This window comes from Chryseobacterium sp., assembly GCF_019236175.1.
Classification (GTDB): domain Bacteria; phylum Bacteroidota; class Bacteroidia; order Flavobacteriales; family Weeksellaceae; genus Chryseobacterium.
Genome location: NZ_JAFAJM010000009.1, coordinates 256,029 through 271,326, shown reverse-complemented (window position 1 = coordinate 271,326; position 15,298 = coordinate 256,029). Strand labels below are relative to the sequence as shown.

Below are 15,298 nucleotides of genomic sequence, written 5' to 3'. Positions count from 1 at the left end.
GTTTTCTTGTTTTTTTGACACTATAAATTTATAAATTTATAATTATATTCACCAGTGTTTGAGAAAATATTGTTTTATTTGTAATATGTTTAATTTTTAAATTATTATTTAATTATGAAAAAAAGAAACCAAAGTGAAAAAAAGTTGTCTCTGAAAAAATTGCAGATGGCTAAAATTACAAATCCAAGTAGAATATTTGGCGGTGTTGGCATAACTTTGCAGCAGATCAATGAATGTACGAATCCGGATGACGGAAGTAATAACCAAAGCGGATTTGATACGAGTAAAAGAACCACTGTATGAGGTATGTAATATTTATTGTTGTTATTTTTTTCTTTGGTACGATAAAAGCGCAGAATACTAATTTAGCCCCTTCCGAGCCTGTTACAGATAAGTATTTCGGTACGTCGATTACAGACCGCTACAGAAACCTGGAAGATTTACAGGACTCTAAGGTACTGGGCTGGATGAAATCCCAGAGCGATTATACTAATGCTACATTGGCAAAAATCCCCAACCGGAATTATTATATTGAAAAACGACTGGATTTAGATAAAAGACAGGGCTATTCTGTATCGGATTTGAAAATTTCTGACAACAATAAATATTTTTACTTAAAAAAAAATGCGGATGAAAAAACATCAAAAGTATACTGTAGAAACGGTTTTGATGGAAAAGAAGAATTATTATATGACCCCTATAATGCAGGTCACAATTATGTGGTTACCCTGATAAGCCCCAGTTGGGACGGGCGTAAACTTGCCATTTCCTTAGCTGAAAAAGGGAAAGAAATTTCCGAAATTCTTGTGATGGAAGTAGCCACAAGATCTATATATCCGCAGGTCATTACCCAGACTATTCCCGGTTCTGTGGGCGGTATAAAATGGCTGGAGGATAATTCAGGATTTTTTTATATATACTATCCTGTCGTTGATATCACTTCTCATTTGTTTGGAAAAAATACACAATCTGTTTTATATAAAATAGGTGAGGACCCTAATCAACGTAATAATGTTTTTTCCAATAGCATTACTCCCCGTTTGGATATCAGTAATGATGTGGCTCCTGCTATTCTGACTTTTAACTCAGATGATAAGTACTATATCGGAATACTGGTGGATGCAGAAGATTTTCGGAAAACATTTATCATCAGTAAAGAAGATCTTGTAAAAGGTAAAAAAAACTGGAAACCTTTATATGATAAAGCAGATAAGGTATATTATTTAAGATTATCGGGGGATGATCTTTATTTTCTTTCCGGAGATAATTCTCCCAATTATAAATTGTGTAAAACCAGTGTAAAACATCCTGATTTTAAAAATCCTCAGATTTTAGTTCCTGAAAAAAAAGATGAAGTCATTAAAGGATATACCATCAATAAAGACGGGATTTATTTCACGACTACAAAAAACGGAGTGGAGGGTAAACTCTATTCATTGAGCAACGGGAAAGAAACTGCTATTGCTCTGCCTTTTGTTTCCGGAAATGTCAGTCTGCAATCCAGAGGAATGAAATTTTCAGATCTATGGGTCACCTGTTCAGGCTGGACGAATGAAGATCAGCGTTTCAGATATAATGCCGCTTCTAAGACTTTTATTCCTGAAAATCTGGCTCCGGTTGTCGAATATCCTGAATTTAAAGATATTATTGTTGAAGAACTTAGTGTGAAGTCCAGAGACGGGCAAGAGATCCCGTTATCTTTAATTTATAATAAAAATCTTAACAAAAATGGTTCGCACCCGACCCTGATCGATGCTTACGGAGCTTACGGAATGTCGAGCAGTCCTTTTTTTGCCAAGAGCTATCTGTTGTGGGCAGAAGCGGGTGGTATTGTAGCCATTGCCCATGTGAGAGGAGGAGGTGAAAAAGGGAAAAAATGGCATTTGGGTGGGTATAAAGAAACAAAATCTAATTCCTGGAAAGATTTGATTGACTGTACAGAGTATCTGATAAAAGAAAATTATACCTCGAAAGATAAAACAGCTATTTGGGGCTCCAGTGCAGGCGGAATTACAATAGGCCGGGCGATAACCGAAAGACCAGACCTCTTTAAAGCCGCTATTGTCGAAGTAGGAATGACCAATATGCTTAGATTTGAAAATACACCCAATGGAGAAGGCAACATAAAAGAATTTGGAACGTCCAAAAATCCGGATGAATTTAAGAATTTACTGGAAATGGATGCTTATCAGCATATTAAAAAAGGTGAAAAATATCCGGCTACGTTAATTACAGGAGGAATCAATGATAACAGGGTTATTGTTTGGCAGCCGGCGAAATTTGCTGCTAAACTTATGGCGGACAATGGGGCAACAACCCCGGTCTTATTAAAAATTGATTATGAAGGAGGACACGGAAATAATATCCCTGTTGCTCAGCGATATTCAGGCCTGAGTGATATTTTTGCTTTTGCTTTTTGGCAATTGGGGCATCCGGATTATCAGCCTAAAGAAATTATGAAAAACTAATGTCTCATTTCCCTTATCAGTTTTTTGAAGAGTATGTGTTTCGTACTCCTTTATTTTCACGTAAAAAATTTCAGGAAAAAACAGAGAAATCTGAGATTGCTCATGAAGCATTAACAGAAGTCTGCAATGATCCCGCTTTCCGGGAAGCTATTTATCTGGCATCTCCCTATGTTTACAATGAAATGATCCGGTGGCTTCAATCAGGAAAGGAAGATGCTTCCAGGGAATTTCAAAAACTGAAAAATACAATTTTAAAATACTATAGCCGTACCAGTACCCGGTGTACCCCTTTTGGCCTTTTTTCAGAGGTCGGGCTGGGAAAATTCGTGACCGGTAAAGAAATAAAGTATCACTCAGATCTTAAAAAAATAAGAGATACCCAGCTGGATATGCACTTTTTGGTAGGATTAACCCAGCATTTTGTGAAAATGCCTGAAATCAGGAATCAATTACTCTTTTACCCCAATAACAGTATTTATAACGTAGGGAAAAGAATGAGGTATGTAGAATACGAATATACCAAAGAAAAAAGAGAGTATATCATCTCTTCTGCTCCGTTGTCTGAAGAATTGAAACAAGTGCTGGATTTTTGTATTCCGGGTAAAACAATACAGCAGGCAGCAGCGCTGCTGACCAACGATGAAATAACACAGGATGAAGCAACAGAATTCATCGAGGAACTGATTGATAATCAGATTTTGGTCAGTGCCTTGGAGCCGAGGGTTTCAGGACAGGATTTTCAGCATACGATCATCTCTGTTTTACAGAAAGCAGGAGCTCAAAAAGAAGCCGATGCACTGACTCTGATACTGGAAAAGCTGGCCGATCTTGACCTGACAGTCGGAAATCCTATTGCAAAATATACCGAAATAGAAAGCATGATCCGGAGTTTTAATGTTGAATACATTCCTAATCATCTTTTTCAGACTGATTTATTCGGAAGTGAAGTCCTGGAGATGTCTTCTTTTTGGAAGAATGAACTTAAAAAAGGAATCTGTTTTCTGAATAAAATTGCATTACGGCCAAAAGGTTCTCATCTTGAAGAATTTAAAAAAGTGTTTTATGAAAGATTTGAAACACAGGAGGTCTCTTTGGCATATGCTATGGACACCGAAGTAGGAATCGGGTATAGACAGGATGCTGTTGTGAAAGGAATACACTCTTACCTGGATGATTTGGTGATCCCTTTATCGCAGGAAAAACCCAATTTAAAAATTGAGCTTGATCCTTTTCAGCAAATTTTAAATCTGAAAATTCAGGAAGCTTCATTGTATGGGAGGTATACCATTGAACTTTCAGATGATGATGTAAGAGATTTTGAAGAAAACTGGAACGATCTTCCCGATACCATTTCTTTTATGACCGAAATTATTTCTGAAAATAATGAATTGAAACTATTCTTTAATGGAGGAGGAGGTAGCAGTGCCGCCAATCTGCTTGGAAGATTTTGTTCTGAAAAATCAGAGGTGTGGAAACTGACCCAAAAAATAACCGAAAAGGAAGAGGTATTAAATCCTGATTATATCTTAGCCGAAATTATTCATCTCCCTGATGCGCGTATAGGAAATGTAATCAGAAGACCTACATTAAGATCTCATGAAATTCCTTATCTGGCACAATCTGTTCTGCCAAAAGAAACCCAATTATCTGTTGATGATTTGTATATTTCTCTGAAAAATAACAGAATAGTTTTACGTTCCAAAAAACTGAACAAAGAGATCAGACCTCATCTCACGAATGCTCATAATTATTCGGCAAACCCTTTACCGGTTTATCATTTCTTGTGTGATTTATCTTCTCAGAACAGAAGATCCGGAGTTTATTTTAACTGGGGTGATCTGAAGAATATTTATCAGTTTTTACCAAGAGTAGAATATAAAAATATTATTTTTTCAAAAGCATCCTGGAAGATTACGGAAGACGAGCTGCAGCGATTTTCATTATTGTTGAAAGATCGGGAACAGTTGTTCTCAGCATTACGGGAGTGGAGAAATCTCAGACAGATCCCGCAATGGATTCAATGGATAAAATCAGATAATAAACTTACTGTTAATTTGGAAAATTACGATCTTGCCAAAATGTTTTTTGATGCAGTAAGGCATGAGCCAATAGTCATTATCGAAGAGTTTTTATATGATGAGAATGATGATTTTAAACGTGAATTTATTTTTCCGGTATACAGAAAATGATATAACTTAAAAAGCAGATAAAAAATCATGATACACAGACAGTTTGTACCGGGAAGTGAGTGGCTGTATTTAAAAATTTATACCGGAATAAAAACGGCTGATGCTATTTTGGAAGAAGGAATACAGCCACTGGTTGCCTATTTTCAAAAAGAACATTTTATTTCCCAATGGTTTTTTATTCGGTATCATGATCCTAAATCCCATTTAAGGCTAAGATTTCGAATAACTGATAGTCGTCATTACAACGAAATTCTCAATAAACTCAATACTGTTTTACAGGATTATATTAATAGCGGTGAAATAGCCGATATCGTCATTGATGTTTATAAAAGAGAACTGGAAAGATATGGACAGCATACGATGGAATCTGCTGAGAAACTATTCTGTATCCATAGCGAATTTACCCTCCGTTGCCTGGATTATAATGATGATGAAAAAATAATGGTAAGCCTTTTTTATTTCGATGAACTGTTGAATACAATCAATATTTCCGTTCAGGAAAAACTTAATTGGGCAAAAGACTCCAATGAGGCTTTTAAAAGAGAATTTAATGCGGATAAAAGACTTAACAGCCAGTTAGACAAAAAATACAGGGAATTTAAAATAAAGTATTTGGACTTTATCCGGTCCGAAGAGTTTTCAGAAGAAAGGAATGCCATTATCTCTAATATAAATGAATGTAATGAAGCATTGCAACATGTTGTGCTGAATCTTAGTGATTCTTTGGAATTATCCCCGCAACGTTTTTTTCAAAGCATCTTTCATATGCATATCAACAGAATATTTATTTCCAATCAGCGGTTGTTTGAAATGGTGATTTATGATTTTTTGATGAGGTATTATAAGACGATTGCTTATCATGCCTGAGAAGGGAAACTTTCGGGAAATAATGTCGTTTTCTGTCGTAAAGTTGTATTGTAAATTTATTCATACAGGTTTGGAGATCTATAAGCTATTTTTTATGATACTAAAAATCGCCTCTTCCTTTTTCATGACTCAAAATCAAATAAAGAATAACAAAGAATATTCTGGTACAGATGATTTACTTGATAGCATTATGGTATGAGTTTATAATTCATTATTTATCTGATTTTTGCTTTGTTCAGAGTATGAATAAACCACCATATGAATATGATGCATTAGAATGAGTATTTCCATTAGGAAGATTTAGAAAATACATGAGGTGAAGAAAAATAGGCTCTAAAAGTTTATAATCAGAATATTAATTCACCAATTTCAGCATTAAACGATTGTTTAAGGAATGATAAGATATAATTAAAACTCAGTTAACATTTTTTTTCACTATATGGTGTTTTTTTGCAGAAAAAAAATGATGGAAAACAATCAGCTTAACAGAAGACGATTTCTAAAGAATTCATTATTGGCAGCAGGTGGAATTTTTCTCGCTCCTTTATTGGAAAGTTGTAATGATAATGTCGTCGATAATAATGAAAAAGCACCTGACGATCTTAAAAGCGGTGGGTTTGAATCCGGAGTAGCCAGCTTCGATCCTACAGCGACAGGAGTTATTATATGGACAAGGTATTCAGTAAATGTAGATGCTGAAATTACATGGGAAATCAGTAAAAATAACAACTTTACTGAAATACTAAGGAGAGGAAAAGCGAATGCAACACTGGTCAATGATTTTACTATTGCGGTAGATATACAGAATATCCCTTCCCATACAAAATATTATTACAGATTTTACAATGTAAAAACAAAAGAGTCTTCTGTTATCGGAGAAACACTTACGCTGCCTTCTAAAACAGATGCTGTAGATGAAGTGAAAATGGCGGTGGTCTCCTGCTCCAACTTTCCTGCCGGACTGTTCAATGTATACGGAGCCATTGCCCATTCAGACGCTGAGGTAGTGGTACACCTCGGAGATTATATCTATGAATACGCTCCCGGACAATATGGAACCAATCCTTATACCAACCAACTTGGACGTACTCATAAGCCGGCTAAGGAAATTCTTACCCTCAACGATTACAGAGAACGATACAGACAATACAGAGGAGATAAAAACCTTCAGCTTCTTCATCAGAAAAAACCGTTTATCTGTGTATGGGATGACCATGAATTTGCCAATGATGCCTATAAATCCGGCGCAGAAAATCATCAGCCCGATGAAGGCGATTTCCAGGCAAGAAAAATGGCTGCATTCCAGGCTTATAGTGAATATATTCCCCTTAAGACAGGAAAAGATCTCAGAATTTACCGAAGTTTCAACTTCGGAAATATTGTATCCCTTTATATGATGGATACCAGAGTGATCGCAAGAGATAAACAAATGGAATATTCAGATTATCTGGATAATGCAGGGAATTTTAATCAGGTGCAGTTTAAAACAGATTTCTTAAGTACCCAAAGAAAGCTGATCGGAAGTGAGCAAATGGCATGGCTTGGATCTCAGATGAATGCAGATACGGCAAAATGGAAAGTCTTGGGACAACAGATCTTAATGACTAAAATGATGGTTCCTGCTGAACTATTAATGTTGCTGAATCAGATTCTTGCAGAAATAAAACAGCATGGAAGTGCACAGCCGGCTACTATGCTGGCGCTTCAAAATACAATTTCACAACTGGTGATCATTAAAATGAAATATAAAGCACAGGATCCGTCACTTACCCCGCAGGAAATAGCGAGAATTACAACAACATTACCTTACAATCTCGATGCATGGGATGGATATTTCATGGAAAGAGAACAGCTGTATTCCATCCTTGCAGGAAAGAAAGTAGTGGTACTGGCCGGAGATACTCATAATGCATGGCTGGGAAAACTTACGGATATGCAGGGGAACTCTATCGGAACGGAGCTTGCCTGCAGTTCTGTTTCTTCTCCGGGCCTTGAAGGATATCTGGGAATTACCTCAGATCCTACACAGGCAATTCAGCTGGCAGGTGCGTTTAAAGAACTTATCGATGATCTGGAATATGCCAATCTTTATAAAAGAGGATACCTTCACGTAAAATTTACCTCGGGAAATTCCGTGGCAGAATGGAGATTTGTAGACAATGTATTTTCTGAAACCTACAATACGGTGACCGAAAAAACCTATACCATCAGTTAATCAGCATATCTTACTTTCAATTGTATCAAAAGAGCTGCAGCGTGCCATTGCAGCTCTTTTCTTTGTTTTTATCACTGTTTTTTCATATCTTGAACCTATGCAAGAAAATGTGGAAAAAGAGTTTTTACCATTAGAGTCTAAACCATGCTGGGGGATGATCTGGCTGATCAGAATTTTTGCCCCGGTCTTTTTACTGATGATCATTGTAGCGCTTTTGATATTGCCGCTGCTGATAACCAGTAATAAAGTGTTTTTTTCTGTCCTGGCTTTAGTATATTATCCGACCCTGATTTACACGATGTACCGCATTTTCGTCCATAGCCGGAAATCATTAAAAGAAAGAGTTACGAAAATTTTGGTGGACAATAAAGGAGTACACTATTACAGAGTAAATGGCATCCCAGAAGAGGTCCTGTATACTCAGATTGAAAAATGGAATCTTACCGATGTGTATGATGTCAGTGCAGCACCCAGAAGAAAAGACTATATTCTTGCCATAAGGTATGGCGGAAACACGATTAAGGTGGACTTTGAAAAAATTGATCCCGGCTATATTTATATAATCAATACAAGATCTCTGAGAAGAAGGTTTATCCAGGGAATAGCCCGCTTCAGACCTGATTTGAAGATAGATCCGTTTGTATACGAAGCTTTTAGCATTGATCCCGTCAATTTCAGATTCGACTGGAAAAAATACTGGCAGATAAGACTGGCTACCATAGCGGTTTTAGCTGTCGGATGTATCGTTCTGGGACTGATCATGCTGGGAATATCAAAATGGCTATTTTGAAATACAAAAGTAAAATGTATCCTTCTTTCCTGAATTTGTATCATAACAGGATTCCTCAAAATATCTAATTTTACATAGTATTGAAGATTCTATCATGAGTACAAAAATATTAAGTATACCGGAATTCAGTCGTTATCTCAATGTAGACGGCTTAAAGAGTGATGATCTTCATATTGTGGATTTTCAGAATCATCAGGATCTTAGGCTAAAGTCAGAGCCTGTTACCATAGATTTCTATCTGCTGGCAATTAAGCCACCTATGGAAACGAATTTTGTTTCTTATCCATTACTCGAAGATCAGTCTGATTCTTCTTATATGTACGCAGACTGCCCCCAAAACACATTAGAATGGGAAATAGCGCCCCCGTTTTCAGGTCTTTGCATTATGGTAAATGCAAAATATCTTGAAAAATATGCCAAAGATTACAGTTTTGTGCATTACAATAACCATGAAGCACTTTTTCTGACAACGGATGAGGAAAGCATTGTATGGGATCTTTTCAGAAAGGCAAATAACGAATTTCAAAAAAATAATTATTCAAAAACGGTTATTATCTCGTACGTCAACTTAATTCTTACCTATGTTAAAGAATTTTACGACAGACAATTCGATACCAGAAAAGAGATTTACCATAAAGTAATCGATGAGTTTTACAGAAATCTGGAAAATTATTTCAGAGAGCATGAAGAAGTCACAGGACTGCCTTCCGTAGCATTTTTTGCCCAAAAAAGTAATCTTTCGCCCAATTATTTCGGAGATCTCATCAAACATTTTACCGGAAAATCTCCGTTAGATCATATCCATGATTATGTTGTAAAACTGGCCAAAGACAAATTAAAAAATACAAGCCTCTCCGTCAGTGAAATTTCATATAGTCTCGGTTTCGATTACCCAAACTATTTTGCGAGATTTTTCCGCAAAAAAACGGGACTTTCACCAAAAGTTTTCAGAAACCAGTAATATGGATCTATTAAATAATGAAGACAACTCACCGAGTTGTCTTCATTATTTTGGTAATGCTTTCGGAAGAAATGTAAAATGTATCTGTTTTTGAGTAATATGTCTCCGTCTGAAAGACATTTACCGCTTTACCTTTGAAGTATCATTTGATAGTACTTAAAAATCAATTCCTCAATAATAACTCATACAATACAACATCATGATACAGGAAAAAATCAGTATTAAAAACAGAAATGCTCAGGAAATTATATTATCAGCGATAATCAGTTATCCTGACGGATTTGACCGGAATAAAAAATATCCGGCCATAGTAGTAGCTCATCCGGGAGGCGGAGTAAAAGAACAGACCGCAGGTCTGTATGCTAAAAGATTATCTGAACATGGGCTGATCACCATTGCTTACGATGCTTCTTATCAGGGAGAGAGTACAGGAGAGCCTCGTCAATTGGAAAATCCTTATATCAGAACGGAAGATATAAGTGCCGTAATTGATTATCTGACAACATTATCCTATGTGGATGCAGGTAAAATCGGTGCTATGGGAATTTGTGCCGGCGCTGGTTATGCGGCAAATGCGGCAATGAATGATCATAGAATTAAAGCTGTGGGAATGATTAGTGCCGTAAATATCGGTTCCATGTTCAGAAACGGTTGGGAAAACAATGTAAAAGATCACGACGCTTTACCTTATTTGTTGGCTGGTTCTCATGCACGAACTGCTGAAGCGGGAGACGGTGAAATTCAGCTGTTCCCTTTAGCACCAGTAAAAGAAGAAGATGCTCCGAATGAAGAATTAAGGGAAGCGTGGGAATATTACCATACCGATCGTTGTCAATATCCTACAGCTCCCGGTTTCTCAACCACAAGAAGTTTTTCCCAGCTCATCACTTATGATGCCTATAATAAAGCCGAAGTTTTCTTTACCCAGCCATTACTGGCCATAGTAGGAAATGCGGCAGGAAGTGCATGGATGAGTGATGATCTGCTCCAACGTGCTGCTTCCCGGGATAAAAGAAAATACATCATCAATGGAGCCAATCATATGTCTTTGTATGACAGGGAAAATTGTGTAGATGAAGCTGTAGGGCAGTTGGCCCCGTTCTTTCTGGAGAAACTGGTGTAAATTAAAAAATGAAATAGGTTGCTGTATATTATTACAGCAGCCTGTTTTTTCCACCTCCGATTGCCTGGATTTATTTTCTGTTTAAGTTAAAATCAGGTTATCAACACTATATTTCTTAAAAATTCTATAATTTGGTTTAAAATTAATCGAAAAACAATGGTGGAAAATTTTATTTATTACTTAGGATTAGTGCTGGTAATTATTGGGGCAATTATGCTTGCCAATCGTCTGAAAATTGCATATCCGATTATACTGGTTATTGCGGGTTTACTCATCAGTTTTATTCCCGGATTGCCTGCTATAACCATTGATCCGGAACTTATATTTATCATTTTTCTGCCACCGCTTTTATATGAAGCCGCTTTTGCGGTTTCCTGGAAGGAAATATGGAAAATGAGACGTATTATTACCAGTTTTGCCTTTGTTGTAGTCTTTCTTACTGCCATATCCGTAGCATTTGTTGCCAATTCTTATATTCCCGGATTTTCATTAGCCTTAGGTTTTGTTTTGGGAGGAATTGTTTCTCCACCGGATGCTGTAAGTGCCGGTGCTATTTTGAAATTTGTAAAAGTCCCTAAAACTCTCTCTACAGTTTTGGAAGGAGAAAGTTTGTTTAACGACGCCTCTTCTCTTATTATATTCAGGTTTGCAATGTTAGCCGTAGCTACAGGACAGTTCCTGTGGCAGGATGCTGTGGCAAGCTTTGGATGGATGATCTTTGGCGGATTGGCAATAGGAGTGGCGCTGGCTTATATATTTCTGAAAATTGAAAAAATATTTCCGACAGATGTTAATATGGATGCCATCTTAAGTCTGGTAGCACCTTATGTGATGTATATTGCAGCAGAAGAAGTTCATGCTTCAGGAGTATTGGCAGTGGTAAGCGGAGGATTGTTTCTTTCTGTACGCAGACATGAAATATTCAGAACCTCAGAATCGAGACTAAGAGGGTCTAATGTATGGGAAAGTTTTGTCTTTTTGATTAACGGAATTGTATTTTTATTAATAGGATTAGATCTGCCGGAAATTATGGTAGGCTTAGATAAAGAGGGAATTAGCTTATCTGAAGCTGTCAGGTATGGGCTGGTGATAACCGGAGTCCTGATTATTGTACGTTTTTTAGCTTCTTTTGGAGCATTATTTACCACATTGTTCATGCGGAAATATATCAATGTTGCAGACAGAAGTCCCGGAATAAAAGCTCCCATTCTGATGGGATGGACTGGCATGCGCGGGGTGGTTTCTCTTGCCGCAGCATTATCAATCCCCGTGGTGATGGAAAACGGACAAGCCTTTCCGCATCGCGATCTCATTCTCTTCATTACCTTTGTGGTGATTCTGGTCACATTAATTCTTCAGGGGCTCACATTACCCACACTTATCAGAAAGCTCAAATTATCTGATTCCAAGGGAGGATATATGTCTAAGGAAGAGTCCGAACATTTCCTTCGCAAAGGAATGCGCCACGTCGCCTTACATTATCTCAATGAAAACTACAGGGAAAGAAGAAATGAAAACCGGTATTTTAATGAGATGCTGGATCGTTGGGAAAAGGAAGATAAAGAAGATTCTCTCCACAAAATGTCTGATGAAGGGAAAAAAATATATTTTGAAGCACTGGAAGAGCAAAGAATCTGGCTGCGTGAAGAAAACAGACGCAATATGAATATTGACGAAGAATATATAAGACATTATCTGACGAGGCTGGACCTGGAAGAAGAAAGACTCAGAATGTAAAAATTAAAGCAATGAATTTAGTAAAACAACTCGGACAGTTTCCCGATGAAAAAAGGAAAGAATATTTCAATACACTTTCCAATTATAAAAACGGAAAATTTCAGAATATATTACCCACACCGGCATTACTGGAAGGAGAAAGTATGACCAAAGCTCTTCTGGGAACCTTACGGAAGATTGACAATACATCTCCCCGAACATCTCTTCCCTTCGTAACAACCGATTTGAAAAATCTTTTCCCTGAAGAAAACGTTATGGTCTGGTTCGGACATAGTTCTTATTTCTTGCAGGTTGACGGAAAACGGTTTTTAATAGACCCCGTTTTTAGCGGAAACGCATCTCCTATGCCGGGATCGATAAAAGCTTTCCCGGGAGCAGATTATTATAAGCCGGAACATATGCCGGATATAGACTTCCTGCTTATCTCTCACGATCACTGGGATCATCTGGATTACAAAACGGTTCAGGCCCTGAAAAATAAAGTAGGTAAAGTCATCTGCGGTTTGGGAACAGGGCAACATTTTGAATATTGGGGGTGGAATCCGGATAAAATTACAGAAAAGAACTGGTGGGAAAGCATTGATATTGCAGAAGGCTTTAGGGTTACACTGACTCCCGCAAGACATTTCTCCGGAAGATTACTGAACCGCAATATCTCGCTCTGGACCTCGTTTGTTCTGAAAACACCCACGAAGAATTTATTCCTGGGCGGAGACAGCGGGTATGGTAATCATTTTGTAGAAATCGGAGAAAAATACGGACCGTTTGATTTAGCAATAATGGAATGTGGACAATACAACGAAAAATGGCCATATATTCATTCTTTACCTGATCAGATTATTACGGAAGTAAAAGAACTGAAAGCCAGAAATTTTATTCCGGTACACCACTCAAAATTTAAGCTGGCACAGCACACCTGGTATGAACCGCTGGAGCTTGTTTCAAAATATGCTGAAGAAAATAAGCAGCCTATTAGTTTACCGGTTATTGGTGAAAAAGTAAATCTGGATCAACTGGATCATTCAGTCTGGAAAAAATGGTGGAAAGACTACATCTGATCTGCCTGCCGATCGGAGATTTCTTAGCCACGGTGTACAATAAAAATATCCATACTAAAAGAAAGAGACCGTCTCATTGAGACGGCCTCCTCTTCCCTGATTATCAGAAAAATAAATACTATTGAGGTTCTTTGTGAGTAACTTTAGTGTGTATAATATCATAGAAGACCGCAGGATTAGCAGTATCAGGAGTAATTCTGTACGTGAATGTGGTTTCGTTCAGAATAAGAATTTCCGTTATACGGGTAAAGGTTACATTTCCTGATGCATCTAAACCGATAAGCGTTCTCTTTTTTCCGTCAGGAGAAATAGACCATTTTCCCTGAGATCTCGGAGTATCATCCAGTGAAACAATTTTAAATGTTCCGTTAGCTCTGAAGTAAGAATATCCCACATATCCTGCAACACTTGCATTCGTTAATGCCACATTATTTCCGTCCTTGTCTTTAGCTCCTGTGGTTTCCCAGGGTGTAGAAGCTAAGGTAAGCTGTCCGTTACCCGGTTCTGCATGGGATGTTCTTGTATGAATGATATCATAATAAACAGACTGATCCGCTGCATTTGGACGTATTCTGTAAGTGAATTCATTTTTGTTTAAAACAAGAATTTCAACATCACGGGTGAAAATAGCAGTTCCATCCGGATTTAATGCTGCAATAGTTCTTGTTTTTCCCAGTGGATCTACAGACCAGGTTCCCCTTGATCTTAATATATCGTCTAGTCCGTAAATAACAAAACTTCCGTTGGTTTTAAAATAAGCAAAACCTACGTATCCGTTAACACTTGCATCTGTCAACGCTACAGCATTTCCGTTTTTGTCTTTAGCTCCGGTAGTTTCCCATGGTGTGGATGAAAGAACTTGTGAAGGGGTCTGCTGCCCGGTAACAATCTCGTCATCATTGTTGGAACATGATACGAATGATGCTGATATAAGCATCAAGGCAAACAGATAACATAATTTTTTCAGTGTAGTCATAAGGATATTATTAATTATTTTGCAAACATATCCTTAATTAAAATCAAAACTTTGTACAGAATATCTCTTTTGTTGTAGAAAACATAACTGTCTGTTTTTTGTAATGTTGAATCCATAAACGAAGGGAAAATATTCATGTAATTCTGCTTATAATAAAATTCAGTTGCCATGGTTTCCTGCTAAAAAACTATTTTTGAATATGAATAACAGAAACCGTGGAAAGAATACAGGCGACGACAAGCTGTTTGGTCCGGAGAAACAGCTCGGAAAGCTGAAACTTGCCGTTCAGGATATGGTGTATCTGCTGACAAGAGGATATGCGGAAAAGGCAGCCTCTGATCTGGTAGGAAACAGATATCGTTTAAAAACCCGACAGGTACAGGCCTTAAGAGGTGCATCAGCTTCTGAATCTCAGATGTATAACAGGAAACAAAAAGAACATAGCTCTTCAGATTTAAAAAATAAAACGATATATCTTGATGGGTTTAATGTACTGATCTTATTGGAAAGCCTGCTTTCCGAAGCCTATATTTTTGAGGGACTGGATGGTTGTTTTCGTGACCTTTCAGGAGTTCACGGAACTTATAAAAGAGTGAATCAGACATTGAAAGCGATAGAACTGGTAGCTCTTTTCTTTGACAAGAACCAGATTCATCAACTGATCTGGATTTTTGACCAGCCTGTCTCCAATAGCGGACGAATTAAACAGCTTATTCTTGATTTTGCGAAGGAAAACAGCCTGAACTGGGAGGCAGAATTACAGTTGAGTCCGGATAAATTTCTTGCAGAAACTAAGGATATAATTATTTCTTCAGATGCATGGATTTTAGATCACTGCCAAGAATGGTTTAATCTGGTGGGATCTCTGATTGAAGAAGAAAAACTTTCTGTTAATCTCGTAAAAGTATTCTGAA

The 15,298-nt window shown here is 37.3% G+C and carries 12 protein-coding genes; 11 read left to right on the top strand and 1 reads right to left on the bottom strand.

Annotated features, from left to right (window positions below; all coding sequences use genetic code 11):
- Positions 1-165: 165 nt before the first annotated feature.
- The 10 genes from JO178_RS08785 to JO178_RS08740 all read left to right on the top strand — a co-directional run bounded on the left by JO178_RS08785 (position 166) and on the right by JO178_RS08740 (position 13,408).
- Entirely contained in the window at positions 166-303 is a 138-nt protein-coding gene (locus tag JO178_RS08785; RefSeq protein WP_291934386.1) for a hypothetical protein, read from the top strand.
- Positions 300-2,468, top strand: coding sequence for a prolyl oligopeptidase family serine peptidase (locus JO178_RS08780; protein ID WP_291934383.1), 2,169 nt, complete (start codon positions 300-302; stop codon positions 2,466-2,468). The genes JO178_RS08785 and JO178_RS08780 overlap by 4 nt, the downstream gene beginning before the upstream one ends.
- Positions 2,468-4,657, top strand: coding sequence for a lantibiotic dehydratase family protein (locus JO178_RS08775; RefSeq protein ID WP_291934381.1), 2,190 nt, complete (start codon positions 2,468-2,470; stop codon positions 4,655-4,657). The genes JO178_RS08780 and JO178_RS08775 overlap by 1 nt, the downstream gene beginning before the upstream one ends.
- A 27-nt stretch (positions 4,658-4,684) precedes the next feature.
- Positions 4,685-5,524, top strand: coding sequence for a thiopeptide-type bacteriocin biosynthesis protein (locus tag JO178_RS08770; RefSeq protein WP_291934378.1), 840 nt, complete (start codon positions 4,685-4,687; stop codon positions 5,522-5,524).
- A 463-nt stretch (positions 5,525-5,987) separates the two neighbouring features.
- On the top strand, positions 5,988-7,739 hold the full coding sequence (locus JO178_RS08765) for an alkaline phosphatase D family protein (protein ID WP_291934375.1): 1,752 nt from the start codon (positions 5,988-5,990) through the stop codon (positions 7,737-7,739).
- A gap of 97 nt (positions 7,740-7,836) precedes the next feature.
- On the top strand, positions 7,837-8,529 hold the full coding sequence (locus JO178_RS08760) for a hypothetical protein (protein ID WP_291934373.1): 693 nt from the start codon (positions 7,837-7,839) through the stop codon (positions 8,527-8,529).
- 94 nt (positions 8,530-8,623) lie between these two features.
- Complete coding sequence (locus JO178_RS08755) at positions 8,624-9,490, top strand: helix-turn-helix domain-containing protein (protein ID WP_291934370.1); 867 nt, start codon at positions 8,624-8,626, stop codon at positions 9,488-9,490.
- 199 nt (positions 9,491-9,689) lie between these two features.
- Complete coding sequence (locus JO178_RS08750) at positions 9,690-10,613, top strand: alpha/beta hydrolase (RefSeq protein ID WP_291934369.1); 924 nt, start codon at positions 9,690-9,692, stop codon at positions 10,611-10,613.
- A gap of 156 nt (positions 10,614-10,769) precedes the next feature.
- A complete protein-coding gene (locus JO178_RS08745; RefSeq protein WP_291934365.1) occupies positions 10,770-12,350 on the top strand; it encodes a Na+/H+ antiporter in 1,581 nt (526 codons plus the stop codon).
- A gap of 11 nt (positions 12,351-12,361) precedes the next feature.
- A complete protein-coding gene (locus JO178_RS08740) occupies positions 12,362-13,408 on the top strand; it encodes an MBL fold metallo-hydrolase (protein WP_291934363.1) in 1,047 nt (348 codons plus the stop codon).
- 118 nt (positions 13,409-13,526) lie between these two features.
- On the opposite strand, the gene JO178_RS08735 is transcribed toward JO178_RS08740, so the two are convergent.
- A complete protein-coding gene (locus JO178_RS08735; RefSeq protein WP_291934360.1) occupies positions 13,527-14,384 on the bottom strand; it encodes a DUF4822 domain-containing protein in 858 nt (285 codons plus the stop codon).
- 199 nt (positions 14,385-14,583) lie between these two features.
- Between JO178_RS08735 and JO178_RS08730 the strand changes: the two genes are divergently transcribed.
- Entirely contained in the window at positions 14,584-15,297 is a 714-nt protein-coding gene (locus tag JO178_RS08730; protein ID WP_291934357.1) for a DUF434 domain-containing protein, read from the top strand.
- The last annotated feature ends 1 nt before the right edge of the window (position 15,298 follow it).

What these genes read in the sequence shown, in the direction of transcription:
- JO178_RS08765 (WP_291934375.1), top strand. Translation starts at nt 5,988, where the DNA reads ATGATGGAAAACAATCAGCTTAACAGAAGACGATTTCTAAAGAATTCA.
- JO178_RS08785 (WP_291934386.1), top strand. Translation starts at nt 166, where the DNA reads ATGGCTAAAATTACAAATCCAAGTAGAATATTTGGCGGTGTTGGCATA.
- JO178_RS08770 (WP_291934378.1), top strand. Translation starts at nt 4,685, where the DNA reads ATGATACACAGACAGTTTGTACCGGGAAGTGAGTGGCTGTATTTAAAA.
- JO178_RS08750 (WP_291934369.1), top strand. Translation starts at nt 9,690, where the DNA reads ATGATACAGGAAAAAATCAGTATTAAAAACAGAAATGCTCAGGAAATT.
- JO178_RS08775 (WP_291934381.1), top strand. Translation starts at nt 2,468, where the DNA reads ATGTCTCATTTCCCTTATCAGTTTTTTGAAGAGTATGTGTTTCGTACT.
- JO178_RS08780 (WP_291934383.1), top strand. Translation starts at nt 300, where the DNA reads ATGAGGTATGTAATATTTATTGTTGTTATTTTTTTCTTTGGTACGATA.
- JO178_RS08735 (WP_291934360.1), bottom strand. Translation starts at nt 14,384, where the DNA reads ATGACTACACTGAAAAAATTATGTTATCTGTTTGCCTTGATGCTTATA.
- JO178_RS08755 (WP_291934370.1), top strand. Translation starts at nt 8,624, where the DNA reads ATGAGTACAAAAATATTAAGTATACCGGAATTCAGTCGTTATCTCAAT.
- JO178_RS08730 (WP_291934357.1), top strand. Translation starts at nt 14,584, where the DNA reads ATGAATAACAGAAACCGTGGAAAGAATACAGGCGACGACAAGCTGTTT.
- JO178_RS08760 (WP_291934373.1), top strand. Translation starts at nt 7,837, where the DNA reads ATGCAAGAAAATGTGGAAAAAGAGTTTTTACCATTAGAGTCTAAACCA.
- JO178_RS08740 (WP_291934363.1), top strand. Translation starts at nt 12,362, where the DNA reads ATGAATTTAGTAAAACAACTCGGACAGTTTCCCGATGAAAAAAGGAAA.
- JO178_RS08745 (WP_291934365.1), top strand. Translation starts at nt 10,770, where the DNA reads ATGGTGGAAAATTTTATTTATTACTTAGGATTAGTGCTGGTAATTATT.